Consider the following 25965-nt stretch of genomic DNA (forward strand, 5'->3'; position numbering starts at 1 on the left):
GGCGGGCCGGTGTGGCCGTGGTTGGCCTCAGGCCGTCCGGGGTAGGGGCTCGGCGTGGACGCACGGGACGGCTGCTCCAGATAGTGAGACGGGCTCGTCCGTACGGCAGATGACCGGAGTGCGCCCGTCGCCGTTCTCCCGTCCGACGACTGCTCCGACGGCTTAGGCGTCTCGCATCGCGGACGATCGTGTCTCACCATCCGACACAACGGTGACATCTCCGCCCGTACCTCCCTACGATCGGACACATGAAGCGACAGGCGGACCTCACGAAGCGGCGGGCAGTAGACCTGTGCCGCGTCGCCGCCATGCTCTGTCGCCCTTTCTGAGCGGGACCTTCTCCCGTTTCCCCCGGCCCTTCGACCACGTCAGGGCCGAACCCGTGCCTTCCGTACGCGTTCCGTTCGCAGCGCCTGCGCGTACACCTCGCACTCCGCACGACGCACCACCCCGCCGCAGACTGCCCCGGAGGAGAAACACATGAGCCGCGCAGACGTTCTGGTCGACGCCGACTGGGTCGAGGCCCACATCGACGACCCGCAGGTCGCGATCGTCGAGGTCGACGAGGACACCTCGGCGTACGAGAAGAACCACATCAGGAACGCGATCCGGATCGACTGGACCCAGGACCTCCAGGACCCGGTCCGCCGTGACTTCATCGACCAGGCCGGCTTCGAGAAGCTCCTGTCCGAGAAGGGCATCGGCAACGACACGACGGTCGTGCTCTACGGCGGCAACAACAACTGGTTCGCCTCCTACGCCTTCTGGTACTTCAAGCTCTACGGTCACCAGGACGTCCGCCTGCTCGACGGCGGCCGCAAGAAGTGGGAGCTCGACTCCCGTGACCTGACCGACGCCGTCCCGGCGCGCCCGGCCGCCCAGTACAAGGCCAAGGCCCAGGACGAGTCGATCCGCGCCTACCGCGACGACGTCGTGGCCGCCATCGGCAGCAAGAACCTCGTCGACGTGCGTTCGCCCGACGAGTTCAGCGGCAAGCTGCTCGCCCCGGCGCACCTCCCGCAGGAGCAGTCGCAGCGCCCCGGCCACGTGCCGAGCGCCCGCAACATCCCGTGGTCGAAGAACGCCAACGACGACGGCACGTTCAAGTCGGACGACGAGCTCAAGGCCCTCTACGAGGACGAGCAGGTCGACCTGTCGAAGGACACCATCGCGTACTGCCGCATCGGCGAGCGCTCCGCGCTGACCTGGTTCGTGCTGCACGAGCTGCTCGGCCAGGAGAACGTCAAGAACTACGACGGTTCGTGGACCGAGTACGGCTCCCTCGTGGGTGTGCCGATCGAGCTCGGCGCCAACAAGTAATTCCGCAGACCCGATCAAGCAGGACCCCGACCAGAAGGACAGAACACCATGTGTGGAGCACAGGCCGGCGGCCCCGACGCTTCGACGATCAAGCCGGGCGAGACGACCATCCAGGGCAGCGTGACCCGCGACGGCGAGCCCGTCACCGGCTACGTCCGCCTGCTGGACTCGACCGGTGAGTTCACCGCCGAGGTCCCGACCTCGGCGACCGGACAGTTCCGCTTCTACGCGGCCGAGGGGACCTGGACGCTCCGCGCCCTGGTCCCGGGCGGCACCGCCGACCGCACGGTCGTGGCGCAGACCGGCGGTCTCGCCGAGGTCGCCATCGCGGTGTAGTCCACGCGCACGAACGGCCGGAGGGCCGCACCCCAGGGGGTTGGACGCCACCTGAGCAGGGGTGCGGCCCTCCGTGCCGTCCGCGTGCGGTTCCGTGGGTGAGAGCCCTACGCTGGACGCATGTACGACCGGCGCAGGCGTGGCTACTTCCTGATGATGGGCGGATGCCTCTTCCTCTTCGTCTCCGCCTGGGCCTTCGTGCGTCTGTGGTCCGTCCCCGCGGCGGTGGCGATGTGCGTGGTGGCCATGGTCATACCGCCGGTAGCGGCGATCGTGGCCAACCGGCGGGGTCCCGAGGACCGCTGGTGGGACGACCCCGCGCGGGACTCCCGGCCTGGGAATTCCGGCGTCGGGGACACCCCGCCCCCGACGCCCCCGAAGGCGGGGCCGGACGCCCGGCCGGGACGGGCCGGGCGGGAGCGCACGGGTGACCCGACGTCGGACGCCTGGTGGGACGAACTCGACGGCAGGAACCGGCGCCAGTAGGCCGCACCCGCGCTCTGCTCAGTAGACGAGCGCCTGGGTGTCGTCCGCCATCGCCTCCTGCACGAACACCTGGGCACCGGCGATCCGCACGCCCTCCAGGACGTCCTTCTCGGTGATGTCCCGCCGGGCCGCGCACTGGGTGCAGAGCGTGATTCCGCCGCCCGCCAGGATCGAGTCGATGAGATCCGGCAGCGGCGCGGAGTGCGGCAGTTCGAATTCGGCGGCGCGCCCCGGCAGGGCGAACCAGGCGGACTCGCCGGTCAGCCACAGCGAGACCTCGACCCCACTGGCGACGGCCACGGCCGCCACGGTGAAGGCCTGCGAGCAGCGCTCGGCCCCGTCGGCTCCGGCGGTCACCTTGATCACGAGCTTCTTCGGCATGTACCGAACTGTAATCCTCGGCCATGCAACCTCCCCTGTGACCTGTGGGTCAGTTGTGTGCGCAGGTATTGGAATCTGCGCCTCAGGTCTCTTGGGGGGGACCCTTTTGGAACCGAACGACACCACTTCTGACGGGCCGGCCCAGCCGCCGTCCACGGCGCCGGCCGATCTGCCTGCCGCACCGGCCGAGTCGTCTGCCACGCCGGCCGAGCTGCCTGCCGCACCGGCCGATCTGCCTGCCGCACCGGCCGAGTCGTCTGCCACGCCGGCCGAGCTGCCCGCAGCACCGGCCGACCCGTCTGCCGCGCCGGCCGAGTCGCCCGCACCGCCCGCCGCCCCCGCACGCCCGCGGGGCCGTACGGCCCTGCTGATCGCCGCCGCGGCCCTGCTCGGCATCTCCGGCGGCACGGCGGTCGGCTACGGCATCCAGGCCGAGCGCCCGCCGACGCCCCTGCCCGCGCTGTCGCAGATGGACCTGGCCTACCCGGCGAAGGCGCTCCCGGCGGACAAGGCGCCCGCCCCGCTGCCCGCCTCGCAGGACCGGCGGGTCAAGACGGACGGCGATCTGCGCAAGCTGCTGCTCGACCGTCCCGCGGGGTGGAGCGAGAACAACGCGGACTGGCTGGAGGACGGCTGGATGACCGTGGGCGACCTCGCGCGTGACTTCGAGTCGGAGGACTCGATGTTCGAGTACTTCCTGGAGTCCGACATCCGCCGCATCGCCGGCGCCTCCTGGGTGAAGGGCGAGGACCGCGAGGTGGCGATCCAGCTCGTCCAGTTCTCCGCCGGGGCGAGCACGTCCGCCAGGGACTTCGCCAACGGCCAGCGCGCGTACATGGCCGGTCCGGAGGCAGGGGCGGGCAACGAGGGCGATCCGGTCAAGGGCAGCGGCGAGGGCCGCTACTACCTCTACGAGGTGGAGCGGGAGCCCGGCTACGAGCCCTTCTACCGGGCCAGGGCCCTCATGAACCGCGGCGACGTCATGGTCGAGATCGATCTGTACGACAGCCGGCCGATCAGCAAGAGGGACATCCGGACGTTGGCCGAGCAGCAGCTGGAGCGCCTGTGAACGACATGAACCGGCCGGCCCAGTCCGAGGCGGCCCCCCTTCCGGAACCGGCCGACGCCCCGGAAGCGCCCGGCACCCGGGCCCCTGCCGCGGGACCCGGCCGGGCCCGGCGGATCCTGCTCACCGCGCTGCCCTTCGTGCTGGTGCTCGGAGCGGTGGGCGGCGCGGCGGCGTACACGAAGGTCACGGTCGACGGCGCCGACCGCACCGTGGAGACCACCGTCTGGAAGGTGTCCGGGCGCAAGCCCGCGAAGGACCCCGCCGGCGACGTCAGCCGGGGCAGGTCCGGCACCGAGATGAGCAAGCTGCTGCTGCCCGTGCCCAAGGGCTACCGGCTCGGCCCGGACGACGGTGAGTACGGCAACGACGACGAGGTGGACGGCGAGCGGTCCGTCGCCGCGATGAAGGAGTCCAACCGTGGACTCGCGGGCAAGGAGCGCCGGGAGTACGACAAGCGGATCGACGAACTCCGGCTGAAGGGCCTCGCGGTCAGGTCGTACGTCTCCCAGGAGAACGACCTGGAGGTGCACGCCGAGATCGTGCGGATGAAGGACAAGGAGGCCGTGAGGAACTTCTACACCTTCCAGACGCAGTTGTTCGACGCCTTCGGGCTCTTCCGTGACGGCCCCAAGGTCAAGGGCCACACCCGGAACGCGACCTGCTATCTGCAGCCCAGGGACAGCGACAGCGACATCGAGGACATGGTGTGCGCGGCGTACGACGGTGAGCTGGGCATCACCTACCGGGCGACCGGCGCCAAGCCCGTCGACAAGGCCGCCGTGGCCGAACTGCTGAAGGACCAGCTGGACCACATCGCGTCCCCGGGGGAGTACATATGACCGAGCAGACGGCCACTCCGGCCGACACCGCGGCTCCGGCAGCCGACACCGCGGCTCCCACCCCGGCCGACTCCGTGCCTGCCGCCCCTGCAGACACCGCGACTCCCGCCCCGGCCGCCCTTCCGCCGCTCCCGCAGGAGCCTCCGCCGGTCCCGCAGGGGCTTCCGCCGCTCCCGCAGGGCCCGCCGGCGCCTCCCGCGCAGGACGACCCCGCGCCCGCCGCGCCCCGTCCGCCGCGCAGGATCCTGCGGGCCGTCCTGCGGTGGACGGCTGCCCTACTCGTCCTCGGAGGGCTGGGCGCCGGCACGGCCGCGGGGATCACCTCGATGGAGCGCACCGACGTGCCGGGCCTCGCCACACGGGACGACGGCCGCTGGGACTATCCGCGGCTGAGCCTGCCCGCCCTGCCCGCGGGCGCACCCCGCCCGTACAGCGACTCCAACACCGCCGAGGTCCACCACGCGGATGTGCGGCGCCTGCTGCTGCCCGCGCCCGCCGGAGCCACCGTGGACAAGGAGCTCGACGGCGGCTGGGTGGACGTCGCCCGTTACGCCGAGGAGTACGGCAAGGACGACAGGGCCGCTCTCACCCAGCACCTGAAGGACTCCGCCCTGCGGCACATAACCGCCCGCGGCTGGACCATGCCGGACGGCACGTCGTCCCGGATCTACCTGCTCCAGTTCAACTCGGTGGCGTACTCCACGGCGTTCCAGGACGAGATCTACGAGTACGACTCGCTGCCGCTCCCCCTCGCCGGGACGGACGAGCCCGTCTTCGACGACGACTGGACGGCCGAGGACTGGACGGAATCCACCTCGGTGCACGTCTACTCCGAGCCCGAGCCGTACGGCGCCGAGCAGGTCCGCCACGGGTACGTGCTGGCCGGGGACACCGTCGCCCTGGTCGTCCACGCCCGCAAGGGCGAGGCCGGCACGCCGGCCGTTCCGTTCCACCAGACGTTCGTCCTGCAGAACCAGCTCCTGGGCTGAGCCGACCGGGCCCGGGCGAAGCCCCGGGCCGCCGTGCCGGGCCCCCACCCATTAGGCTGGGGGCCCGGCCGCCTGCTGCCGTCATGTCGTTCGTTCCGAGGAGCTCCCGTGCTTGAGGCTTTCTTCTCCGCCCTGCTGGTCCTGGTCTGCGTCGGCGTGCTCGCCTTCGCCGCCGTGACCGTGAAGAAGCTGTACCAGGGCCAGCGCTGACCCTCGCCGAACACCTCCCGTACACCCTCACAGATCGTCTGAGCCGCTCATGATCGAGATTCCGTCCGACCTCCACCCGGACCTCGTGCCGCTGGCCTTCCTCCTGGGCAACTGGGCGGGTGCGGGCGTCTCCGACTTCCCCGGCGCGGAGAAGTGCAACTTCGGCCAGGAAGTGACCTTCAGCCACGACGGCCGTGACTTCCTCGAGTACGTCTCGCACTCCTGGGTGCTGGACGCCGAGGGGAACCAGGTCAAGCCGCTGGAGTCCGAGTCCGGCTACTGGCGCATCGACAAGGACCGCAAGGTCGAGATCGTCATGGTCCGCGACCAGGGCATCGTCGAGGTCTGGTACGGCGAGCTGGCGAAGCAGAAGCCCCAGATCGACGTCGTCACCGACGCGGTCGCCCGTACGGCCGCCTCCGGCCCGTACAGCGGTGGCAAGCGGCTCTACGGCTATGTGAACAGCGACCTGATGTGGGTCGGCGAGAAGGCCACCCCCGACGTGGAGCTGCGGCCGTACATGTCGGCACACCTGAAGAAGGTCGTCACCCCGGAGCAGGTCGCCGAGATGGCGCGGGGCCTCGGGGACCTGCCGGACGACGGCATCGCGTTCTTCAAGTAGGTCGTACCGGCGGCCCGGTGCTCGCCCCGCCCTACACTGGGTCTGTGGTGAGCACCGACTGGAAGACCGATCTTCGGCAGCGTGGCTACCGGCTGACGCCTCAGCGCCAGCTCGTCCTGGAGGCCGTCGACGCCCTGGAGCACGCGACACCCGACGACATCCTCTGCGAGGTGCGCCGGACGGCGTCGGGTGTGAACATCTCCACCGTCTACCGGACCCTGGAGCTCCTGGAGGAGCTCGGGCTGGTGAGCCACGCCCACCTCGGGCACGGCGCCCCGACCTACCACCTGGCGGACCGGCACCACCACATCCACCTCGTCTGCCGGGACTGCACGGACGTCATCGAGGCCGACGTCGACGTGGTCGCCGACTTCACGGAGAAGCTGCGGGGCGCGTTCGGCTTCGAGACCGACATGAAGCACTTCGCGATCTTCGGGCGCTGCGCCGACTGCACGGCGAGGGCCGCACAGGCGGAAGAGGCGGAAGGACCCGACGGCGGGCGGTAGTCCGCGCCGGACGAGTCGTACGCTGGTCGCATGAAGAGCCCCTTGCTGTCCCTGCCCGGCGCCGTCCCCGCCGAGGGGCGCGACGAAGGTGTCGCCGCGCACTACGGCGACCTGTTCCGTGAGCAGCGCGCGCTCGCCGACGGCAGCGGCCTCGTCGACCTCTCGCACCGCGCGGTCGTCACGGTCACCGGCGACGACCGGCTGGCCTGGCTGCACCTGCTGCTCACCCAGCACGTCAGCGACCTCGCGCCGCACCAGGCGACGGAGGCGCTGATCCTCTCCGCCAACGGGCACATCGAGCACGCCCTCTACCTCGTCGACGACGGCACGACGGTGTGGATGCACGCCGAGCCGGAGAGCCAGGGCGAGCTGATCGCGTACCTGGAGTCGATGAAGTTCTTCTACCGGGTCGAGGTCGCCGACCGCACCGAGGACTTCGCCGTGGTGCACCTGCCCGCCGGTTCCATCGCGGAGGTCCCGGACGGCGTCGCCGTGCGCGAGACGCCGCACGGCCGTGACCTGTTCCTGCCCCGGGCCGGCCTGGAGGCGTACGCGGCCGCACACGGCCCCGCCGCCGGCATCCTGGCCTACGAGGCGCTGCGCGTCGAGTCGCACCGCCCGCGCCTGGGCTTCGAGACGGACCACCGCACCATCCCGCACGAGCTGGGCTGGATCGGCACCGCGGTGCACCTGCAGAAGGGCTGCTACCGGGGCCAGGAGACGGTCGCCCGTGTCCACAACCTGGGGAAGCCGCCGCGCCGCCTGGTGTTCCTGCACCTCGACGGCAGCGAGGTCCACCTGCCCGGCCACGGGACGCCGGTCCGGCTCGCCGCCGACGGCGAGGAGGGCCGCCAGCTCGGCTTCATCACCACCTCGGCCCGCCACCACGAGCTGGGCCCGATCGCCCTGGCTCTGGTCAAGCGGAACGTCGCCGTGGACGCGGAACTGATCGCGGGTGACACCGCGGCGGCCCAGGAGACGGTCGTCGAGCCGTAGAGCGCCTACGCGCGGCCGTCCAGCCGGGCCGGTCGCGCCGCTATACGTCGATCAGCAAGGTGAAGGGGCCGTGGTTGGTGAGCGAGACCCGCATGTCCGCCCCGAACCGGCCCGTCTCCACCCGGGCGCCGAGCGCGCGCAGCTGCGCCACGACCTCGTCGACCAGCGGCTCGGCGACCTCGCCCGGCGCCGCCGCGTTCCAGGTGGGCCTGCGGCCCTTCCTGGCGTCCCCGTAGAGGGTGAACTGAGAAATGACCAAAAGCGGTGCATTCACGTCCGAGCAGGACTTCTCGCCCTCCAGGATCCGCACGGTCCACAGCTTGCGGGCGAGCTGCGCCGCCTTCTCCGCCGTGTCGCCGTGAGTGACCCCCACCAGCACACACAGCCCTTCGCCGACGATCTCGCCGGCCGTTCCGGTCGCCGACGGATCGTCCGCGGCGCCTGCCACGGTGACGCTCGCACCGTCCACCCTCTGTATCACTGCACGCATACAGACCAACCTATCTTGGGCTGAACGGGTACAGAGCACCTGCGTGAACACCCTCCGTAGTGGCACCATGCACGATGTCGGTGTGCCGACGCACCGGTCGAGGGGACGGAACATCATGACGACACAGGGAACCGGGCCATCACCCGGTGCCGTACCAGTGACACGTACAGCCGCCGGCCTCCGGCCGCCGGTGCAGCGGACCGTCGCTCCGCCCGGCCAGCCGGCCACCCCGCCACCCGTGCACCTGCCCGGAGTGGTGTCCGTGCCCGGGCAGTCCGGGGGCGGTGCGGTGGAGGGCCTGGCCTCCGTGCGACCACAGCCCGAATTCGGCGGGCTGCGACTTCCGGAACTGCGCACCCTGCGCCGTGACGCCCAGCGCGACGAGGCGGACCTCAGTTACGTACGCCGTCTGGTCCAGGGCCGGATCGACATCCTGCGGGCCGAGCTCGCCCGCCGGGTGGACCCCGAGTCGCCCGTGGTGGACCGGCTCTCGGAGATCCTCGCCGACACCCCGTCCGTCCACCGGTCCTCGGCGCGGCACGTCACCCTCACCACGCCGCGCAGCGACGAGTACCGGCGGCTGGCGGCGGACACGCTCGCGGAGGTCGGGCTCTCCGACCTGGACGCCCGGACGGACGAAGAGCTCCTGAGCGCCATGGGACGGCTCGTCCGCTACGAGCAGCGGGTCTCCCGGCGCCGTCACCGGCTCCAGCGCACCGTGGACGATTGCAGCGCGGAGATCGCCCGCAGGTACCGTGACGGGGAAGCACAAGTAGAGGACCTGCTCGCCTGAAGCGACCCTTCCGGGGGCGGGTCACGCCCGTCCCCGGAAGGCCACCCGCCGTATGACGTCCTCCATATCCACCTCCGCGTCCCCCGTGCTGCCGGTCCTGGCCGAGGTCGTACGGTCCGGTTTCACCGAGGGTCACCACAGGGGGTCGCTGGTCGTCCTGGCCGCCGACGGGAGCGTGGAGCTCGCGCTCGGCGACCCCGCGGCCCCGGTCTTCCCGCGCTCGTCCAACAAGCCGATGCAGGCCGCCGCGATCCTCCGGGCCGGGCTGGACCTCTCGGAGGAGCGGCTGGCGCTGGCCGCCGCGAGCCACTCGGGTGAGGGCTTCCACCTCGACCTGGTGCGCACGATGCTCGCCGAGCACGGACTGGAGCCGGGCGATCTGCGGACCCCGCCCGATCTGCCGCTGGACCCCGTCGAGGCGGAGGCGTACCTCGCCGCGGGGGGCGTGCGGGAACCGCTCACGATGAACTGCTCGGGCAAGCACGCCGCGATGCTCGCCGTCTGCGTACGCAACGGCTGGGACACGGCCACCTATCTCGACCCGGACCACCCCCTCCAGCGGCTGGTCGGCGAGGTCGTCGCGGAGGCGGCGGGCGAGCCCGTCGCCGCCATCGGCACGGACGGCTGCGGAGCCCCGCTGATGGCGATCGGGCTGGTCGGCCTGGCCCGCGCGTTCCGGACATTCGTGCTGGCGGAGCCGGGCACGGCGGAGCGGCGGGTCGCGGACGCGATGAGGGCGCACCCCGAATACGTCGCGGGCACGCGGCGGCCGGACACCTGGCTGATGCGGGAGGTGCCGGGCACGCTCTCCAAGATGGGTGCCGAGGCGGTCCAGGCGGTGGCGCTCCCGGACGGCAGGGCCCTGGCCTTCAAGATCGACGACGGTTCCACCCGCGCGCTGGGTCCGGTGCTGGCCCGCTGCCTCGGGCTGCTGGGCGTCGACGCCCCCGTGGTGTCGCGCATCGGGAGTTCTCCGCTGCTGGGTGGCGCGGAGCAGGTGGGCGAGATCCGGGCGGCGTTCTGATCGGCGGCGCCCGACGCGGGGGTGCTGCCGAAATCCGTGCGACATCCGGAACGCTCCCCGCCTAGCGTGGGCGGCATGAGCCCTGATCCACGCACCGTCTCCGCAGCCGAGTTCCCCGACTGGATGCGCGCCGTGGGCACCGGATTCCTCCGCGCGGCGTCGACACCGGTCCCGGAGGAGGAGATCGCGTTGCGCCTGGCCCATGCCGATCTCGCCCGTGTCCAGGGCGTGTTCGACGCCGGGCGCTGCGTCGCCACCTTCCGGTCCTTCGCGCAGGAACTGACCGTCGTCGGAGGTGCGGGCGTGCCGGCCGACGCGATCACGGCGGTGACGGTGACGCCCACGCACCGCCGTCGCGGACATCTCAGCCGGATGATGGCCACGGACCTGGCGGCGGCGAAGGAGCGAGGCGACGTGGTCGCCTCGCTGATCGCCGCCGAGTACCCGATCTACGGCAGGTACGGATTCGGCCCGGCCACCTGGACGGCGGAGTGGGAGATCGACGTGCCCCGGGCGGGCCTGGACCCGCGCGCCCGGGTGCCCTCCGAGGCGGACGGCGGCCGGATCGAGCTGGTCGACGGCGCGGACGTGCGCAAGCTGGGTCCCGAACTCCACAGCCGTCTCGCCGCACGACAGCACGGCGTGGTCTCCCGGGACGAGCGCTGGTGGCAGCGGAACACCGGTGTGGACGTCCCGGTGCACGAGACGTGGACGGAGCCGTTCTACGCGGTGTACCGGTCGGCCGACGGGGAGACGGACGGTCTGGTCGTCTACCGGGCGGACGCACACTGGGGCGACCGGAAGCAGCCCCTCAACACGGCGACGGTGAGCAGTCTGATCGCCGTGACCCCGGCGGCGGAACGCGCCCTGTGGCAGTTCGTCTGCTCCATCGACTGGATCACCACGGTCCGCACGGGCTACCGCGCCCCCGACGACCTGCTCCCCCTCCTCCTCCCGGACCCCCGCGCCGCCCGCGTCGTGACCCAGGCGGACTGGCTGTGGCTGCGCGTCCTGGACGTGCGGCGCGCCCTGGAGGCACGTACGTACGCCACCGAGGGCGCCCTGGTCCTGGAGGTCCGCGACGGAGCGGGACTGGCGGGCGGCCGTTTCCTGCTGGACGCGTCGCCGTCCGGCGCCTCCTGCACCCCCACGACACGGGACGCGGATCTGACGCTGGACGTGGCGGAACTGGGGACGCTCTACCTGGGCGACGAGTCCCCGGTGCGGCTGGCCGCGCTGGGGCGGCTCGACGAACACCGCGCGGGCGCGGCGGCCTCGGCCGACGCGCTGCTCCGGGCGCCCCGGCGGGCGTGGTGCCCGGACGTGTTCTGAGGGACTCCCGCCGCCCGGCACCGGTTCGCCGGCCAGGACGGCCGGCGGACCGATGTCAGTCGGTGGGGGTGAACAGCAGCACCAGGATGAGGACTCCGGCGCAGGCGCAGTTGGAATTCCCGACCTTGAGGCCGAGGCTCAGCAGGGTGATGCCGAGGCTGCCCATGACGCCGTACTTCCACTGAATGATCTGCTCGAGGCCCAGGGTGATCAGGGGCATGGCGGTCACTCCTTCCCAGATGGAGGGGTCGGCGCGGTGCGCCGCTGGGTCGGGAGACCGGCGAACCCGCGCGACGCTGCGCAAGAAGCGAACAACTGCCCTAACAAGTCCCCCGTTTGACTTGTTGCTCTTATGCCCTCGGGTGACTACCTCGCAAACTTGTATGGTTGTTTGGTGGTTGTAGGTTCTGTGGAGAGTGTGAGTGCGTCATCTCACCTTGCTCGCGCCGTAGTTGTATGGTTGCGCTGTGACAAGTCATGGTTCCGCCCCGCGTGATGCCACGTACCAGTACCGATGGGTCGCAGACGAGCTGCGCAAGGAGATCAACAGCGAGGCCAGGCGTCCCGGAGAGCGTCTCCCGACGCAGGAGGAGCTGGCCACGCGCTTCAACGTCTCCCGGGCGACCGTCAACCAGGCGTTGTCCCTCCTGCGCAAGGAGGAGCTGATCGTCACCAGGCAGGGGAGCGGGTCCTTCGTCGCTTCCGAGGCGGGGGAGACGCACCGGATCCCGGCGCCCACCGCGCGCCCGGAGGGCGATGTGTGGGCGGTGGTCTCCGAGCGGGTACCACCCGTGCTGCTCAGGCCTTATCTGGCGGAGGCGTTCGAGGCCAATGTGGTCAGGCTCGACGTCTTCTCCATGACGACGGAGTCGCTCGCCGCCAGGGTCGTCGACCAGAAGGACCGCATCGTCGCGAAGGAGATCAGCCCGCCCAGGAGCATCACCGCGCGTCTGCTTCTCCCGAACACCGCGTCGTCCGCCCTGGCGATCCCCCGGCAGGTGGCGGGGGACGACGATCCGCGCGTACGGGAGCGGCTCGGCGGGATCCTGCTCAGCCATGTGACCATGCTGCGTTCCGCCCTGTACGAGCTCCGCAGGCTCAAGCTCGTCGAGGAGGTCGACGTACAGGTCCGGCTGGTGCCCTTCTCGCCCCAGATGAAGCTGTACATCCTGAACAACCGTGTGGTGCTCCAGGGCTTCTACATCCCGGAGGAGGGCACCGCGACCCTGGCCGACGGGGAGGACGTCGCGACGTACGACGCGTACGGCACGGGGGCCACGCTGTATCCGTTCCGGGCCTCGGCCGACTCCACCCCCCAGCAGGCCGGAGTGGTGCGGGCCGCAGGGCAGTTCTTCGATGCCACCTGGGACAACCTCGCGACGAAGGCGACGTTCTGACCGTGCCCGCCTCGAAACCCCCTGTGACGGCCCTCTCGAAGGGGCCGCTGACGTGAGTGTTCGCGCCGTCGCCCCTGTCGGGGCAACGCCGCCCGGCCCGGCCGCGATGCTCGCGGCCGCGGAATGCGTCCTCTTCGACTTCGACGGTCCCCTGTGCCATCTGTTCGCCCGGCGCCCGGCCGCGGAGGTGGCGGCGCGGCTGGCCGGTGAGCTGCGCCGGTCCGGCTGCGATCCCGCGGTGGTGGCCGCGGGCGGGGACGATCCGCTGGCCCTGCTGCAGGCGGTCGCCAAGCACTACGGGGACGGTCCGGCGACGGTGCACGCCGAGCGCTGCCTGACGGCCGAGGAGGTCGAGGCGGCGGCCGGTGCGACACCGACCGAGCACGCACTGGACCTGATCGGGGCTCTCGGCGCCGGTGGCTGGCTGCAGGCGGTCACGACCAACAACTCCCCTGCCGCCGTGGCCCGGTTCCTCGCACGCCATGGACCCGCCGTGCTGACGGACGAGCACATCCACGGGCGTACGTCCGACCCCGCGCTGCTCAAGCCCGACCCTCACTGCCTGGTCCGCGCGCTGGAGTCGACGGGCACGGCCGCGGCCGCGGCCGTGATGATCGGGGATTCTCCCGCGGACTGTCTGGCCGCCAAGGCGGTCGGTGTACCGTTCATTGGCTATGCGGTGAACGAGCGCAAGCGCCGTGCCCTGGAGGACGTCGGGGCCCGGTGGGCGGTGCGTTCGCTGCGGGGGCTTGTGGAAACCGCGCGGCAGCGCGTGCAGTCGAGGGAGCCGGAAGCGGGACCGCTGCCGGCCGGTGTCCACGGGTAGAGGCAGGACAGCCCGGGCGAGGTGCCGGCCGGCGACCGCACACGGCCCTTCACGGTCGAGGGAGCAGGCGGTGACAGTCGACACCACGATGGACGTGCGCGAGTGCCGCGGGGTTCGTCCGGGCCCGTCGTACGGCGGGACACCGATCGAGGGCCCGTTCAGAGGTCATTACCGCGAGACGTACGTCTTCGCGATGCCGGACGGGCCCGTGCGCTGCAAGGTCCACGAGCCTCGCTCGGGGCTCTTCCGGTTCGACCGCAGGTGCTTCCTCTCCGAGGACCGGCTCCTGCTGGAGCTGCGCGGCCGGGTCAGCCGCATCCCCGAGATCGTGGTGCTCGACGAGCACGTCCTGCTCCAGGGGTTCATCGAGGGCCGGACGCTCGGCCGCCGCCCGGCCGGAGCGCTCTCGCAACGGCATTCCGCTCAGCTGGAACGGCTCTTCGCCGAACTGGTGGTCCTCCAGGCCGGGTCGATCGTCGGGCACCGGGTCTGCGGACGCGCGGACCATCCGGCCGATGGGGACTCAGGAGGCTTCCTGGAGAGCCTGGTCACCTTCACGGAGGACCAGGTCTACCTGCGGCACAGCGTCCGTTTCGGTGCGCTGTTCCATGAACTGGGAGTGAGGGAGGGCGCCCTGGACGGTATGAGGTGCCGGGCCCGGAGTCTCGCGGACCGGCCGTTCTCGCTGATCCACGGCGACCTGCACCGGCTGAACTTCATCGTGGACGCGGCGGACGACCTCTGGACCATCGACTGGGAACTCTCCATGATCGGTGATCCCCTGTACGACCTCGCCACGCACCTGCACCTGATGCGGTACTCGCCCCAGGAGGCCAGGCGGACGGCCCGCCTCTGGGCCGACGCGGTGGAGGGCGTGCGGCCCGAGTGCGCGAGGGGGTGGCTCGACGACCTGGGGACGCTCCTGGCGTACAAGCGCGCCCAGTCCGTCTACACCGACGTGATCCGTGGAGCCATCGCGCTGGAGCAGCCCGGTGCCGGGGCGGTGCCGAACCGGCTCCCGGTGACCGCCCACCGGATCCGCGAGGTGCTCCTGCGGGCCCGGGGGGCTCTGGGACTCGACTCGGTCCCCTCTCACCGGCACATCATGGGTGCTTACGCCCGCTGGCTGCGCGGTCAGGCTGCGGGGATCACCGCGTCCGCATCCTGAAGAGCACCCCCGACAGGCTGACCGCCAGCAGCAGGATCCCTGCCGCCCAGGCGAGCGCGACGTACGGGGTGTCGCCCACGGGCTGGTCCAGCAGGAGGCCGCGGAGGGATTCGATGGCCGGGGTGACGGGCTGGTGGTCGGCGAAGCCGTGGAGCCAGCCGGGCATGCTGTCGACCGGGACGAACGCGCTGCTCGGGTAGGGCAGGAACGACATGAAGAAGGTGAATCCGCCGGCCGCCTCCGGTGTGCGGGCGAGCAGGCCGATCGCGGCCGAGATCCAGGAAAGGGCCACGACGTAGGCGAGCAGCACGGCGGCGAGGGCGAGCCAGCCGGCGGGGGTGGCCGCGGGGCGGAAGCCGATGAGCAGGGCGACGGCGAACACCAGCGTGGTGGAGACCAGGTTGCGGACCGTGCTGGCGGCGACGTGACCGGCCAGGACGGGCAGCGCGCCGATGTCCAGGGAGCGGAAGCGGTCGATGATGCCGCTCTTCATGTCCTCGCTGACCGCGACCGCGGTGGTGGCCGATCCGAAGCCGGCGCAGAGGAACAGGACGCCGGGGACGACGTACATGACGTACGAGTCGTAGGCGGTGCCGGTGTCGATCGCGCCGCCGAAGAAGTAGACGAAGATCAGCATCAGCATGATCGGCAGCATCATCGAGGTGATGACGGCGTCGATGTTGCGGCGGCTGATGAGCAGGGAGCGGCCGGTCATGACCGTGGCGTGGGTCAGTGCTCCGGGTGTGTCAGACATGGGCCGGTGCCTCCGTCTTCTCGGCGGTGAGGGTGAGGAACACGTCGTCGAGGGTCGCGCGGTGCAACGAGAAGCGGTCGACGTCGGTGCGGTGCGGGTCGATCTCGTCGAGCAGGGCGCGGGCGTGGGCGGCGGTGCCGTCCGTGGGAATGCCCAGGGTGAGGGTCTCGGGGGAGTGGTGGACAGCGCGGGTGGCGAGCCGGAGATAGGCCTCGCGGCTGCTGAGGACGAGGTCCAGCCGGTGCCCCGACAGGCGTGACTTCAGGGCGTCCGGGGTGCCTTCGGCGACGACGCGCCCCCCGTTGAGGACGCTGATGCCGTCGGCGAGCTGGTCGGCCTCCTCCAGGTACTGGGTGGTCAGCAGCACGGCGGCGCCCCGGCCGGCGAGGTCGCGGACCACCTGCCAGAGCTCGCGGCGGCTGCGCGGGTCGAGTCCGGTGGTGGGCTCGTCGAGGAAGAAGACCCCGGGCTCGGGGGAGCCGACCAGCCCCGCCGCGAGGTCCAGGCGGCGCCGCATCCCCCCGGAGTACGTACGGGCCTGGCGGCGGGCGGCGTCGGTGAGGCCGAAGCGGTCGAGGAGCTCCTCGGCGCGGGACCGGGCGCCGGCTCGGCCCAGACCGGACAGCCGGGCCATCATCCGCAGGTTCTCCTCGCCGGTCAGCGTCTCGTCGACGGCGGCGAACTGGCCGGTCAGGCTGATGGCGCGGCGCACCAGGCGCCGGTCGGCGACGACGTCGTACCCGGCGACGCGGGCGGTGCCGGAGTCGGCGGTGGTGAGGGTGGCGAGGATCCGCACCGTCGTGGTCTTGCCCGCGCCGTTGGGTCCGAGCAGCGCGTGGATCCCGGCGCGGGCGACGCGGAGACCGACCCCGTCCAGGACCCGTGCACCGCCCTTTCCGTAGGACTTGGTCAGGCCGTGCGCCTCGATCATGACGTCGTTGGTGGCCGTGCTCATGGCAGTCCCCCTTCTGCGTATGGCATACGCGTTACTGTGTAAGCATTACGCAAATCTAGGATGGTGGCAAGCCATGAGCGGGGAAGGGCGGCTGAGGGTGACGGAGAACAGCAGTGCGTCGGGCGGCACGGGGCTGCCGGCCAGCATCGAGGCCGCGTGGGGCCTGCGCGACCGTCCGGTCAAGGGCCCGAAGCCCGGCCTGACGCTGGACCGCATCGTCGCCGCGGCCGTGTCGGTCGCCGCGGCGGAAGGGCTCTCGGCCGTCTCGATGGGGCGGGTCGCCAAGGAGCTGGGCGCCTCCACGATGTCCCTCTACCGCTACGTCTCGGCCAAGGAGGAGCTGTACGTCCTCATGCAGGAGGAGGCCATGGGCACTCCGCCGCCCCTGTCCGAGGCGGAGGAGCAGGCGGGCTGGAGGGAGGCGCTGAGCCGGTGGGCCTGGTCCCAGCGCCGGATGTTCCAGCGGAACCTGTGGGCCCTGCGCATCCCTATCGGCGGCCCGCCCGCCAGCCCTCGCATGGTGCTGTGGTGGGAACAGGGGCTCCAGGCGCTGTCGGGCAGCGGTCTGTCCCCGGGCGACAAGATCTCGGTCATCCTCCTCGTCTCGGGTTACGTACGGAACGAGGCGACGCTGATGAGCGACATCGCCACCGCCGTCGAGGAGAAGGGCGTCTCCGCCGAGGAGTTCATGGCGCGGTGGGAGCGGACGGTGCGCAGGCTCGTCGACCCGGCACGGCATCCGGAGCTGGCGGCACTGCTGGACACGGGGATCATGAGCGAACCGGACGAGCCGGACTACGAGTTCGTGTTCGGCCTCGAACGGATCCTCGACGGGGTCGAGGCGCTCGTCGAGAAGGGATCACCGTCATGAGCGACGGGAGGACCGGCCTGCGTGAGCGCAAGAAGCAGCTCACCTACCAGGCGGTCTCCGAGGCCGCGATCTCGATGTTCCTGGAACGGGGCTTCGACAAGGTGTCGGTGGCCGAGGTGGCGGCGGCGGCCGACATCTCGAAGCCGACGCTGTTCCGCTACTTCCCGGCCAAGGAGGACCTGGTCCTGCACCGGTTCGCCGACCACGAGGACGAGGCCGCCCGTGTCGTCTCCGGCCGGCCGGACGGCGTCTCCCCGCTGGAAGCGCTGCGCCTCCACTTCCTGGACGGCCTGGACCGCCGCGACCCGGTGACCGGGCTCTGCGACAACCCGCACGTACTGGCCTTCCACCGCCTGCTCTACGGCACCCCGTCGCTCGTCGCCCGCCTGTACGCCTACCAGGGCCGCTCCGAAGCGGCGCTCGCCCGTGCCCTGGACCCCGGCACCCCGGTGGCGGCGCGGCTCGCGGCCGGTCAGATCGTCGCCGTACTGCGGATCCTCGCAGAGGAGAACTGGCGGCGGATCGACGCGGGGGAGAGCGCCGACCGGGTGCACGGGGACGCGGTGGCGGCGGCCGGCCTGGCTTTCGCCCAGCTGAAGAGCGGCCTGGTCACCGCGGATTCCGCGGAAACCCCTCGATAGGGCCGAGGCGCCGGGGCCGTTCGGCCTCGGCTCCCCTCGTTCACGCCACTTGCGGTCCGAGGCCGAACGGCCTGTGCAGATCGGCCGGTTCGCGGAAGTGCACGCCCGTCATGCCGAGGGCGACCGCCGCGTCGACGTTCTCCCGGCTGTCGTCCACGAAGAGGCACCGGTCCATCGGCACCCCGGCCCGTGCGGCGGCGATCCGGTAGAGGGCGGGGTCCGGCTTGGCGACGCCTTCGACGGCGCTGCTGACCACGTGGTCGGCCAGGTCGGTGAGTCCCAGCGCGGCGAGGTCCTCGTCCAGGCGCGGTGTGGCATTGGTGATCAGCACCAGAGGCACCCGGGCCCTCACGCGCCGCAGCATCGCCACCACCGCCGCGTCCGCCCGGAAGGGTGCCTGGGCGAGAGCCCGGCCCAGCTCCCGCCCCTTCGCCGTGCCGACCCGGCCGGCGAGGCCGAGGGCGACGGCCTCGATCCACGCCTCGATGGTGATCCGGCCCAGGAGGAGCGGGAGGTCGACCTCGGGTGCGTAGGCGATGTCCTCCGTGGTGCCCTCGGGCAGGCCGGCCGCCCGCTCCAGTGCGGTCAGGTGCGTCACGTCGTAGAAGCGGACGACGTTGTCCAGGTCGCAGAGCACGGCGTCGTAGGGCCGGTCGTGAGTCACTTCCCGGCCTCCGCGATGTCCGGGACCGCCCCGTACAGCCGTGAGACCCGGATCCGGATCACCACGCGGGGTCCGGCCACGGCCTGTTCCAGGAAGGCACGTTCCTCCGCCGGGCTCGTCGCGTGCGGGGCGGGGCTCGGGGTGATCACGCCTGCCGGCGTGATCATCGGTGCCGTGGCCGATGGTCCGGAAGGGGACGTCATCGAGGCAGGCCGTACCGGAGGAGCGCCCTGGCGAACGGCTCGCCGGTGCGCTCGGCGTACGCCATCCGCTCCTTGACCTCGCGCAGCGTGCGCGGGCGGTAGCCGGGGCCTCCGCAGCAGCTCTTGTGGAAGCGGATGTCCGCGCGCAGCAGCACCGAGAGCACGCGCCAGGCGGCGGTGTCCCGCCGTCGCGGCGGCGCGAAGGCGGAGCCCGCGTGGATCAGCGCCCCTGCGCAACGGGGGCAGACGCGGTTCTGCCGCTCCCTGTCGTACGGCTGCTTGTACGAGGCGCGGCACGGCAGGCAGACGTAGGACGTCTTGGCGTGGGACATACGGGCAGCCTAGAAAATCCGCCCCGGTTGTTCGACCGGTTTACGCGGACCCGGCCCGGCGTCCGCGCCACAGACGCCCGGAGCGGCGGCGCACCCCCGGTCGCCGCGGGCCCTCCCGCGACGGCCGGGCGCCGCGGCGGGTCTCCCACGGGCGGTCCGGTGAGAGCAGTGGAACCTTGCGCTCGGCCTGCGCCCGGATCTCGTGGTGGGCCTCGTGCGCGGTCACGCGGAACGCCTCGTCGTACGACGCGAGGGCCGCGCTGATGGCGGCACCGGCGGTCCCGCGCCGCCGGACACGTGACGCCAGCCAGCGGAAGAAGCCCATGACGGCGGCGAGCGCACCCGCGAGCGCGAGAAGGGGCAGGAGGTCGTTCACCCGGCTGACGCTACGGGACCGGAGTCGCCCTGTGCAGGGGCCGACGGCGCGTCGCCGGTGTGCGTCCCCGACCTCACCGGGACCGGAGCTCCCGGAGCAGGACGCCCTCCTCGTCGTACAGCTCCAGGGTGAAGCTCAGCCCGAACTCCGTGAGGAGCGAGGCGAGAGTGCCGAGTTCCGCAGGGACGACGATGCCGTTCAGCAGCGTCTCCCCCTGCTCGAAGGGATCGAGCTCGGCCTGGCACCAGCCGGTCCCGACGTCGTACCCGTGCCAGGAGGACGAGCGGCACGTCCATCCGGCCAGCGCGAACCGCTCGGCCACGGCCGCGGTGCGCAGGGGCCCGCGCAGCGTGGCGTAGACGTTGTTCCCGGCCTCCAGGGCCCTGAGGTCGAGGCCGGGGCGGCTGCCGTCCTCCCCGCCGACGTCAGACATCCCGGTTGGCCTCCCGGGCCACGCTCTCCAGGCGGCTCCGGTGCTCCTCCCACCACGCCGTGTCCCCGGGCGGGACGCTGCTGTTCCCCCGCTCCATCCCCACGGCGCCGTCGATGAGTTCGCGGAGGATGTCGGCGTGCCCGGCGTGCCGCTGGGTGTCGGCGACCACGCGTACGACGGCGTGATGCAGGGTCACCTGGTCCCTGCCGTTCGGCCACCACGGCACCGTGCCGACGGTGTCCAGCGGCAGCGCTTCGATCGTCGCGTCCGCGTGGGCCCAGGCCCGGTGGTAGAGCCCCACGATCTGCTCACGCGACTCCTCCGCCGTCGCCCACATGTCCGCGTTGGGCTCCGCGCCCTCCTCGACCCAGGGCAGGGGCTCGCCCGACGGCCTGGCGAAGGTGTCGCCGAGGTAGCCGAACTCCACACTGGCGACATGCTTGACCAGGCCGAGGAGGTTCGTCCCGGTCGGGGTGAGCGGGCGCCGTGCGTCGTACTCGGACAGCCCGTCGAGCTTCCACAACAGGGCGTCCCGGGCGGACTGCAGGTAGTGGTGGAGGTCGGCCTTGGCGCTGGGGGAGGTCATGGGGGCAAGTCTGCCGGTGGTACGGCCGTTGGTCACGCGGCTTTTCCCGCCCGGGAGACGGGCGTCGGACCGGTGTCGGACCGGTGTCAGTGCGGGCCCCGCACCCCTGAGACCTCCTCCCCGGGCGATCGGTCCGCCCGTGTCAGTGGTCCGCTGTCTCCCAGGCCAGGTCGCCGTCGTCGTCCACGACCGCGACGCACGCCTGCTCGGTGCCGCCCAGGCCGGCATGCCGGAGGAGGGCGGGCGTCCCCGTCTCGAGAGCCGCGGCGATGTCCCGGAGCATGGCGGCCACCGAACTCCACAGCTCCACCCCGAGCACCCACGTCTCGTGGTCCCACAGGAGGACCGAGCCGCGGGAACCACCGGGCCTCAGGTCGACGACGAGTCCGTCACCGCCGGGGTTCAGGGCGATCGGCAGGAGCGAAGGCAGGAAGCGAGGCTCCGGTGCGCCACTCGCGTCGAAGGAAGGGCCTTCCTCTTCCGCGACCTCCAGCCAGATCTCTCTCGTCTCCAGTGCTTCCTCCAGATCCACCGGTGCGAACGCCCCCGGGATCCAGTGACCGGCACCGACCCGCTCCAGGGCCCACCAGTCGTGCACGCCGGAGGGGAGCACCGTCGCCAGCTCCGCCTCCAGCGCGCGGAGCCTGCTCATGTCCGAGGCGGCCCGCACGGGGGTGCCGCGGAGGCGGCTCCCGCACCAGGCGTCGATGCGGTCCCACGGCGTACGCACGTCGTCATCGGTCGAGGTCATGGCCGGAAGTCTCTCAAGACGCTCCGACAGGCGCGCAGCCGCTCCCGGGCCGCACCGGGGAGTGCGGTTCAGTCGGGGTCCACCGCGGTTCAGTCGGGCTCTGCCGGGGGTTCAGGCGGGTTGTTCCGCCGCGCGGAAGGTGCGCCGGTACGCCGACGGGGCGACCCCCGCCTCCGCCGCCAGGTGCCGGCGCAGCGAGGTGGCGGTGGCGAAGCCGACCTCGTGGGCGACCCGTTCGACCGGCAGATCGCTGGACTCCAGCAGGTGCCGTGCCCGCCGCAGCCGTTGCTGGGTCAGCCAGCGGCCGGGGCTCATGCCGGTCTCCTCCCGGAAGCGCCGGGCGAAGGTGCGGGGGCTCATCGCCGCGTGCGCGGCCAGCTCGTCCAGCGCCAGAGGTCCCGCCAGGTGCTGCAGCGCCCAGTCGCGGGTCGGCCCGGTGCCGGTGTCGCCCGCCGGGGGCAGCGGCCGCTCGATGTACTGGGCCTGCCCGCCGTCCCGGTACGGCGGCACGACGCAGCGACGGGCGACCTGGTTGGCCACCTCGCTGCCGTGGTCCTGGCGCACGAGGTGCAGGCAGGCGTCGACGCCGCTCGCCGCCCCCGCGGAGGTCAGCACGTCACCGTGGTCGACGAAGAGCACGCCGGCGTCAAGCTCGACCTGGGGGAACAACTCCCGGAAGTGTTCGGTGAGCGCCCAGTGCGTGGTGGCGCGGCGCCCGTCCAGGAGTCCGGCGGCGGCCAGCAGGAAGGCGCCGGTGCAGATGGACACCAGGCGCGTTCCCGGGCGGACGCGTGCCAGTGCCGCGAGGGCGCCCGGGTCCGGGGCGGCGGCCGACGCCCGGGAGATGGAGTACGGAGGGATGATCACGGTGTCCGCCTCCGCCAGCACCTCGGGACCGTGCGCGGGGGAGACGGTCAGGTCCGAGTCGGTCCGTACGGGCTGCCCGTCCACGCTCGCGGACAGGACCTCGTAACGGCCGTCGGCGGAACCGAGGACCCGGTGCGGGATGCCGAGTTCGAAGGGGTAGACACCGTCGAGGGCGAGGACGGCGACCTTGTGTGCGCCGGGCAGCGGGTCCGGGCGCATCAGCCGGTCCAGCTCGGCCCCGCGCTCGGCCGGCTCACGGGACCGGGAGGGCTCGGCGGACGCGGGGCGGGTACCGGGCGTGCTGCGGGCGGCGCGGTCGACAGACATGGCACGAATGTATCGGATGATGACTTCCTTGCCATGGCCACGGGTCTGGCCTACCGGTGAGGATCGGAACATGACCAAGAACGACGCCCCTGAAGCCCGCAGCTCCTCCCGCCCGGCCACCCCTGGCCCCACCACCCCGGGCGGCGCCCCCGCGATGCTCGCCCTGCACCAGACGGCCCTCGGCGGCCCCGACGTCCTGCGGCTGACCGAGCTCCCGCGGCCCGTCCCCGGGCCCGGGCAGATCCTCGTCGCCGTGCACGCGGCCGGACTCAACCCGACGGACTTCAAGCACCGCGCCATGAGCCTCTTCCTGCCGGCCCCGCCGCTGACCCTCGGCTGGGACGTGTCCGGCACCGTGGTGGAGGCCGGCTACGGCGTCACCCTCTTCCGGCCCGGTGACGAGGTGTTCGGCATGCTGCCCTACCCGTACGGGGCGGGCTCCCATGCCGAGTACGTGACCGGCCCCACCCGCGCCTTCGCCGCCAAGCCCGCCGGGATCGACCACATCCAGGCGGCCGCCCTGCCTCTGGCCGCGCTCACCGCCTGGCAGGCGCTCGTCGAGACCGCGGACCTCCGGGCCGGGCAGCGGGTGCTGATCCACGCCGCGGCCGGCGGGGTCGGGCATCTCGCCGTACAGATCGCCAAGGATCGCGGCGCGCATGTCACGGGGACGGCGAGCGCCCCCAAGCACGACTTCCTGCGCGAGCTCGGCGCGGACGCCTGCGTCGACTACCGCTCCGAGGACTTCACCGACACCGACGAGCGCTACGACGTCGTCCTCGACACCCTCGGCGGGGAGACCGCCACCCGTTCCGTCGGCGTGCTCCGCCCCGGCGGCATCCTCGTCTCGCTGCTGCCGGGCGCCGAGGACACGCAGGCCGCGGCGGAGAAGGCGCAGGTCCGCGCCGACGTGCTGCTCGTCGAGCACGACCGGTCAGGGATGCTGGCGATCGCCGACCTCGTCGGCCGGGGCAGGCTCCGCGCCCATGTCTCCGGCACCTTCCCCCTCGCCGAAGGCGCCCGTGCCCATGCCCAGGGGGAGACGGGCCGCACCACGGGAAAGCTGGTCCTCACCGTCGCCCCGTCGAGTTGAGCCCGTCCCCTCATCGGGTGCGCCGCCCGTGCGGATCCCACCGGACCGAGGGGAACGAACGGCGCTGAACCCCTCGGGCGGGTGACCGAGCGGTTCCGCCCACGCTGCGGCGAAGGCCCGGGCGAAGGCCCGGGCCCGCGCCCTGTCGGGTGTACCACCGCGCGGGGATCGAGCCGCATCGGACTCGTCGACCGCGCGGTGGACCGGACGGGGCGGCCACCCTCGCCGGGGCTTCGCCTGAGCCACCGGGACTCGCCTCACCATGGAGAACTGACAACGGGTGTCCAGGCTTTCCCGTGGACACCGGCCCCGGCTTTCCCGTGGACACCGGCCCCACATCGCGCTCAGTCTCGGCAGTTTGCGCATCGCCTCGTCTTCGCATCGCACGTCCCACTGCTCGCTGTCGACAGACAGGCGATGCCGCGCGTGGCCGCAACCGTCGGAGCAGAAGCGCTCTCGTCGGCGTTCGTCGGCGACGGCCAGCACCGCGATCAGTAGCCGGAACGACTTGAGGCGCTCGTCGTGCGGTGAGACTGGCGATCTTCCCGAGTTGCTGGTCGATCCGCCCTCGTGTGATCAGAACTGCCGGTGTGTGCGTGGCGCGGAGCCCGGTGCGTCGGATACTTTCCGGGCCGTCCTCGGCGGCGGCGCGGGCCTGAATGCAGAATGTGACAGGAGGCGCAGGGTGTTGGACTGCTCCTCAGTCGAGAGGCCCTCGAACCACTCGATTCCCTGTGGCATCGGCCGAAGCTCTTGGGCGAGTTCGTTGAGAATGACGTACGGATCAGCCATCCGCACGCCCCCGTTGCACTCGATTCACAGACTTTCCCGGTCATCCAAGCAGACCCTCGGATGCCTAGAAAGGAAGTTCGTCGGCTTCCAACGGCTCTGAGTACCCACGTACCCAGTGGCCGGGGAGGGCGGTGCAGAGCGACTCCAGGTCGGCGAACGTACTTCCCCGAACGTGCAGCCAGCTGTGGTCACTCAGTCCGTCGAGCCGCAAGAGCTTCCCCGGCGCGGAGAACCAGCACACGGGTGACTCTTCCTTCCCCGTCCACATCGGGTACTCGGGAAACTCCACTGGCGCGAACCGGCTCGGCAGCTCTCGAATCAGGCTGGCGGGAAGTTCGCAGGCGTTGTAGAGCCGTCCTTCGCTGCCAAGCAGCGTCTCGCTGAGTACCAGCTCGACACAGGCCAGGGAGACCCGCTCCAGGAAGCGGACCCAACCATCCTGCGACTGGACGAACACCGGCGGATCGTCCTGACCGAGGTCCCGCAGCCGCACTCCCCAGAAAGCGCACCCCTGATTCTCGCTGCGGAAGACGAGCACTCCACCGAACTCGTCGTGCACGAACAGCTCAGAAGGGCGCAGCAGCGGGTCCTGGTTGCCGGTGAGGTCGTGACGCGTACCGAGAAGCGAGTACGCCTCGCGCAACGCGGTCGGCAGCGTGAGCCCCAGCATCTCCTCGGCTCGCTCCAGCTCCTCCGCTCGCGTACCCGCGCCGTCGGCGAGCGGCTCCGCCCACGCTGCGGCAAAGTCCCGAACGAAGGCCCAGGCTCGCGCCCTGTCGGGTATCCCACCGCGCAGAGCTTGAGCCACATCGAACTCGTCAACCATGCGGTGGACCGTACAGGCCGGCCAGCTTCGCCGGGACCCCGCCAGATCGTTTGCCAGAACCATTGGGACTCGCCACATCTACTGAGAACGGACAGTCATCGCTGCGAGCCACAGGTGCCTCCCCGGATGAGGTGGAACACTTTTGCAAGCAGGCGCTTGCAAAAGTTAGCAACGGTCGGCAGTATCGAGGCATGGCATCACTCAACGTCGGCAATCTCGGCGAGTACCTGCGTGAGCAGCGGCGTACCGCGCAGCTCTCCCTGCGGCAGCTCGCCGACGCCGCCGGAGTGTCCAATCCGTATCTCAGCCAGATCGAGCGCGGGCTGCGCAAGCCGAGCGCCGAGGTGCTGCAGCAGGTCGCCAAGGCCCTGCGGATCTCGGCCGAGACGCTGTACGTGCGGGCCGGGATCCTCGATGAGCGGGAGCGGGAGGAGCTGGAGACGCGGGCGGTCATATTGGCCGATCCGTCGATCAACGAGCGGCAGAAGAACGTTCTGCTGCAGATCTACGACTCCTTCCGCCGGGAGAACGGTTTCGATGTCGCGCCCGACACCGGCGCAGGCTTCCACGGCGGGGCGGACGCGGAGAGCAGAATCGATGCCGACGCGGAAAGCGGTGCCGGTGACGCGAACGGTGCCGGTCCGGATGCCCGCGGCCCCCGCACGGCCGGCGGCAGTGATGCAGACCCACCAGCGAACTGACTTCTGATG

Annotated in this window: 34 protein-coding genes and 2 pseudogenes; 20 read left to right on the top strand and 16 right to left on the bottom strand. The window is 71.6% G+C overall.

Annotated features, from left to right (window positions below):
• Positions 1–248 precede the first annotated feature (248 nt).
• The 4 genes from ACIRJR_RS32090 to ACIRJR_RS32105 all read left to right on the top strand — a co-directional run bounded on the left by ACIRJR_RS32090 (position 249) and on the right by ACIRJR_RS32105 (position 2142).
• The gene (locus ACIRJR_RS32090; protein WP_350751515.1) at positions 249–329 is read left to right on the top strand and encodes an Ms5788A family Cys-rich leader peptide; all 81 of its coding nucleotides are present in this window, start codon (positions 249–251) and stop codon (positions 327–329) included.
• A 151-nt stretch (positions 330–480) separates the two neighbouring features.
• Complete coding sequence (locus tag ACIRJR_RS32095; protein WP_403787158.1) at positions 481–1320, top strand: sulfurtransferase; 840 nt, start codon at positions 481–483, stop codon at positions 1318–1320.
• Positions 1321–1368: 48 nt separating this feature from the next.
• Positions 1369–1656, top strand: coding sequence for a DUF1416 domain-containing protein (locus ACIRJR_RS32100; RefSeq protein WP_014154938.1), 288 nt, complete (start codon positions 1369–1371; stop codon positions 1654–1656).
• 120 nt (positions 1657–1776) lie between these two features.
• Positions 1777–2142, top strand: a complete 366-nt coding sequence (locus ACIRJR_RS32105; protein WP_403787160.1) for a DUF3099 domain-containing protein — start codon at positions 1777–1779, stop codon at positions 2140–2142.
• Positions 2143–2160: 18 nt separating this feature from the next.
• Here ACIRJR_RS32105 and ACIRJR_RS32110 read toward each other — a convergent pair whose 3' ends face one another.
• Positions 2161–2523 (bottom strand): DsrE family protein, encoded by a 363-nt coding sequence (locus ACIRJR_RS32110; protein WP_403787162.1) that lies wholly within the window; start codon positions 2521–2523, stop codon positions 2161–2163.
• A gap of 106 nt (positions 2524–2629) precedes the next feature.
• Here ACIRJR_RS32110 and ACIRJR_RS32115 point away from each other — a divergent pair, with 106 nt between their 5' ends.
• The 6 genes from ACIRJR_RS32115 (at position 2630) to ACIRJR_RS32140 (ending at position 7754) form a co-directional block, all read left to right on the top strand.
• Complete coding sequence (locus ACIRJR_RS32115; RefSeq protein WP_403787164.1) at positions 2630–3592, top strand: hypothetical protein; 963 nt, start codon at positions 2630–2632, stop codon at positions 3590–3592.
• Complete coding sequence (locus ACIRJR_RS32120) at positions 3589–4431, top strand: hypothetical protein (protein ID WP_403787166.1); 843 nt, start codon at positions 3589–3591, stop codon at positions 4429–4431. Before ACIRJR_RS32115 ends, ACIRJR_RS32120 begins: the two co-directional genes overlap by 4 nt.
• Positions 4428–5420 carry a hypothetical protein gene (locus tag ACIRJR_RS32125; protein WP_403787168.1) on the top strand — a complete coding sequence of 331 codons (993 nt, stop codon included), beginning with the start codon at positions 4428–4430 and terminating at the stop codon, positions 5418–5420. Before ACIRJR_RS32120 ends, ACIRJR_RS32125 begins: the two co-directional genes overlap by 4 nt.
• 259 nt (positions 5421–5679) lie before the next feature.
• Positions 5680–6252, top strand: coding sequence for an FABP family protein (locus tag ACIRJR_RS32130; protein ID WP_403787170.1), 573 nt, complete (start codon positions 5680–5682; stop codon positions 6250–6252).
• Positions 6253–6296: 44 nt separating this feature from the next.
• Positions 6297–6758: a Fur family transcriptional regulator gene (locus ACIRJR_RS32135; RefSeq protein ID WP_403787172.1), complete on the top strand. Its 462-nt coding sequence runs from the start codon at positions 6297–6299 to the stop codon at positions 6756–6758.
• Positions 6759–6788: 30 nt separating this feature from the next.
• Positions 6789–7754 (top strand): YgfZ/GcvT domain-containing protein, encoded by a 966-nt coding sequence (locus ACIRJR_RS32140; protein WP_403787174.1) that lies wholly within the window; start codon positions 6789–6791, stop codon positions 7752–7754.
• Between the two features lie 40 nt (positions 7755–7794).
• Here ACIRJR_RS32140 and dtd read toward each other — a convergent pair whose 3' ends face one another.
• Positions 7795–8244, bottom strand: coding sequence for a D-aminoacyl-tRNA deacylase (gene dtd / locus ACIRJR_RS32145; protein ID WP_403787176.1), 450 nt, complete (start codon positions 8242–8244; stop codon positions 7795–7797).
• A 115-nt stretch (positions 8245–8359) separates the two neighbouring features.
• Between dtd and ACIRJR_RS32150 the strand changes: the two genes are divergently transcribed.
• The 3 genes from ACIRJR_RS32150 (at position 8360) to ACIRJR_RS32160 (ending at position 11393) form a co-directional block, all read left to right on the top strand.
• Positions 8360–9037, top strand: a complete 678-nt coding sequence (locus ACIRJR_RS32150; RefSeq protein WP_403787178.1) for an ABC transporter substrate-binding protein — start codon at positions 8360–8362, stop codon at positions 9035–9037.
• 52 nt (positions 9038–9089) lie between these two features.
• A complete protein-coding gene (locus ACIRJR_RS32155) occupies positions 9090–10061 on the top strand; it encodes an asparaginase (RefSeq protein WP_403787180.1) in 972 nt (323 codons plus the stop codon).
• 75 nt (positions 10062–10136) lie between these two features.
• Positions 10137–11393, top strand: a complete 1257-nt coding sequence (locus tag ACIRJR_RS32160; RefSeq protein ID WP_403787182.1) for a GNAT family N-acetyltransferase — start codon at positions 10137–10139, stop codon at positions 11391–11393.
• A 55-nt stretch (positions 11394–11448) separates the two neighbouring features.
• Here the strand turns inward: ACIRJR_RS32160 and ACIRJR_RS32165 are convergent, their stop codons facing one another.
• Positions 11449–11613, bottom strand: a complete 165-nt coding sequence (locus ACIRJR_RS32165; RefSeq protein WP_403787184.1) for a hypothetical protein — start codon at positions 11611–11613, stop codon at positions 11449–11451.
• Positions 11614–11860: 247 nt separating this feature from the next.
• Between ACIRJR_RS32165 and ACIRJR_RS32170 the strand changes: the two genes are divergently transcribed.
• The 3 genes from ACIRJR_RS32170 (at position 11861) to ACIRJR_RS32180 (ending at position 14784) form a co-directional block, all read left to right on the top strand.
• Entirely contained in the window at positions 11861–12790 is a 930-nt protein-coding gene (locus tag ACIRJR_RS32170; RefSeq protein ID WP_403787186.1) for a GntR family transcriptional regulator, read from the top strand.
• Positions 12791–12842: 52 nt separating this feature from the next.
• Positions 12843–13616, top strand: a complete 774-nt coding sequence (locus tag ACIRJR_RS32175) for an HAD family hydrolase (RefSeq protein WP_403787188.1) — start codon at positions 12843–12845, stop codon at positions 13614–13616.
• 70 nt (positions 13617–13686) lie between these two features.
• Positions 13687–14784 carry a phosphotransferase gene (locus ACIRJR_RS32180; RefSeq protein WP_403787190.1) on the top strand — a complete coding sequence of 366 codons (1098 nt, stop codon included), beginning with the start codon at positions 13687–13689 and terminating at the stop codon, positions 14782–14784.
• On the opposite strand, the gene ACIRJR_RS32185 is transcribed toward ACIRJR_RS32180, so the two are convergent.
• Positions 14765–15538, bottom strand: coding sequence for an ABC transporter permease (locus ACIRJR_RS32185; protein ID WP_403787192.1), 774 nt, complete (start codon positions 15536–15538; stop codon positions 14765–14767). The two genes, ACIRJR_RS32180 and ACIRJR_RS32185, sit on opposite strands and share 20 nt — an antisense overlap.
• Entirely contained in the window at positions 15531–16493 is a 963-nt protein-coding gene (locus ACIRJR_RS32190) for an ATP-binding cassette domain-containing protein (protein WP_403787194.1), read from the bottom strand. The genes ACIRJR_RS32185 and ACIRJR_RS32190 overlap by 8 nt, the downstream gene beginning before the upstream one ends.
• Before the next feature lie 73 nt (positions 16494–16566).
• Here ACIRJR_RS32190 and ACIRJR_RS32195 point away from each other — a divergent pair, with 73 nt between their 5' ends.
• Together ACIRJR_RS32195 and ACIRJR_RS32200 are read left to right on the top strand one after the other, a co-directional pair.
• Complete coding sequence (locus ACIRJR_RS32195; RefSeq protein WP_403787196.1) at positions 16567–17364, top strand: TetR/AcrR family transcriptional regulator; 798 nt, start codon at positions 16567–16569, stop codon at positions 17362–17364.
• Positions 17361–18005 (top strand): TetR/AcrR family transcriptional regulator, encoded by a 645-nt coding sequence (locus ACIRJR_RS32200; RefSeq protein ID WP_403787198.1) that lies wholly within the window; start codon positions 17361–17363, stop codon positions 18003–18005. The genes ACIRJR_RS32195 and ACIRJR_RS32200 overlap by 4 nt, the downstream gene beginning before the upstream one ends.
• A 40-nt stretch (positions 18006–18045) precedes the next feature.
• Here ACIRJR_RS32200 and ACIRJR_RS32205 read toward each other — a convergent pair whose 3' ends face one another.
• The 8 genes from ACIRJR_RS32205 to ACIRJR_RS32240 form a co-directional block, all read right to left on the bottom strand.
• Positions 18046–18669 (bottom strand): HAD family hydrolase, encoded by a 624-nt coding sequence (locus ACIRJR_RS32205; protein ID WP_403787200.1) that lies wholly within the window; start codon positions 18667–18669, stop codon positions 18046–18048.
• Complete coding sequence (locus ACIRJR_RS32210; RefSeq protein ID WP_403787202.1) at positions 18666–18818, bottom strand: hypothetical protein; 153 nt, start codon at positions 18816–18818, stop codon at positions 18666–18668. Before ACIRJR_RS32210 ends, ACIRJR_RS32205 begins: the two co-directional genes overlap by 4 nt.
• A 50-nt stretch (positions 18819–18868) precedes the next feature.
• Complete coding sequence (locus tag ACIRJR_RS32215; RefSeq protein WP_403787204.1) at positions 18869–19204, bottom strand: deoxyxylulose-5-phosphate synthase; 336 nt, start codon at positions 19202–19204, stop codon at positions 18869–18871.
• Between the two features lie 40 nt (positions 19205–19244).
• A complete protein-coding gene (locus tag ACIRJR_RS32220) occupies positions 19245–19580 on the bottom strand; it encodes a hypothetical protein (RefSeq protein ID WP_403787206.1) in 336 nt (111 codons plus the stop codon).
• 73 nt (positions 19581–19653) lie between these two features.
• Complete coding sequence (locus ACIRJR_RS32225) at positions 19654–20013, bottom strand: hypothetical protein (protein WP_403787208.1); 360 nt, start codon at positions 20011–20013, stop codon at positions 19654–19656.
• A complete protein-coding gene (locus ACIRJR_RS32230; RefSeq protein ID WP_403787210.1) occupies positions 20006–20599 on the bottom strand; it encodes a DinB family protein in 594 nt (197 codons plus the stop codon). Before ACIRJR_RS32230 ends, ACIRJR_RS32225 begins: the two co-directional genes overlap by 8 nt.
• Positions 20600–20741: 142 nt before the next feature.
• Entirely contained in the window at positions 20742–21350 is a 609-nt protein-coding gene (locus ACIRJR_RS32235; protein ID WP_403787212.1) for an SMI1/KNR4 family protein, read from the bottom strand.
• Between the two features lie 111 nt (positions 21351–21461).
• On the bottom strand, positions 21462–22544 hold the full coding sequence (locus ACIRJR_RS32240) for a GlxA family transcriptional regulator (RefSeq protein WP_403787214.1): 1083 nt from the start codon (positions 22542–22544) through the stop codon (positions 21462–21464).
• Positions 22545–22614: 70 nt separating this feature from the next.
• On the opposite strand from ACIRJR_RS32240, the gene ACIRJR_RS32245 reads away from it, so the two are divergent.
• Positions 22615–23637, top strand: coding sequence for an NADP-dependent oxidoreductase (locus ACIRJR_RS32245; protein ID WP_403787216.1), 1023 nt, complete (start codon positions 22615–22617; stop codon positions 23635–23637).
• A gap of 426 nt (positions 23638–24063) precedes the next feature.
• Here ACIRJR_RS32245 and ACIRJR_RS32250 read toward each other — a convergent pair.
• From ACIRJR_RS32250 to ACIRJR_RS32260, 3 genes and pseudogenes are all read right to left on the bottom strand, one after another.
• Positions 24064–24138: pseudogene (locus tag ACIRJR_RS32250) on the bottom strand (DUF5958 family protein); the annotation flags it as partial.
• A 73-nt stretch (positions 24139–24211) separates the two neighbouring features.
• Positions 24212–24429, bottom strand: a pseudogene (locus ACIRJR_RS32255) (DUF5958 family protein); the annotation flags it as partial.
• 64 nt (positions 24430–24493) lie between these two features.
• On the bottom strand, positions 24494–25255 hold the full coding sequence (locus ACIRJR_RS32260; RefSeq protein ID WP_403787218.1) for an SMI1/KNR4 family protein: 762 nt from the start codon (positions 25253–25255) through the stop codon (positions 24494–24496).
• Between the two features lie 191 nt (positions 25256–25446).
• On the opposite strand from ACIRJR_RS32260, the gene ACIRJR_RS32265 reads away from it, so the two are divergent.
• The gene (locus ACIRJR_RS32265) at positions 25447–25956 is read left to right on the top strand and encodes a helix-turn-helix domain-containing protein (protein ID WP_403787220.1); all 510 of its coding nucleotides are present in this window, start codon (positions 25447–25449) and stop codon (positions 25954–25956) included.
• Positions 25957–25965 lie beyond the last annotated feature (9 nt).

Origin of the sequence: Streptomyces sp. NPDC102402 (assembly GCF_044765765.1) — a bacterium.
In the GTDB taxonomy this organism is placed as follows: Bacteria; Actinomycetota; Actinomycetes; order Streptomycetales; family Streptomycetaceae; genus Streptomyces.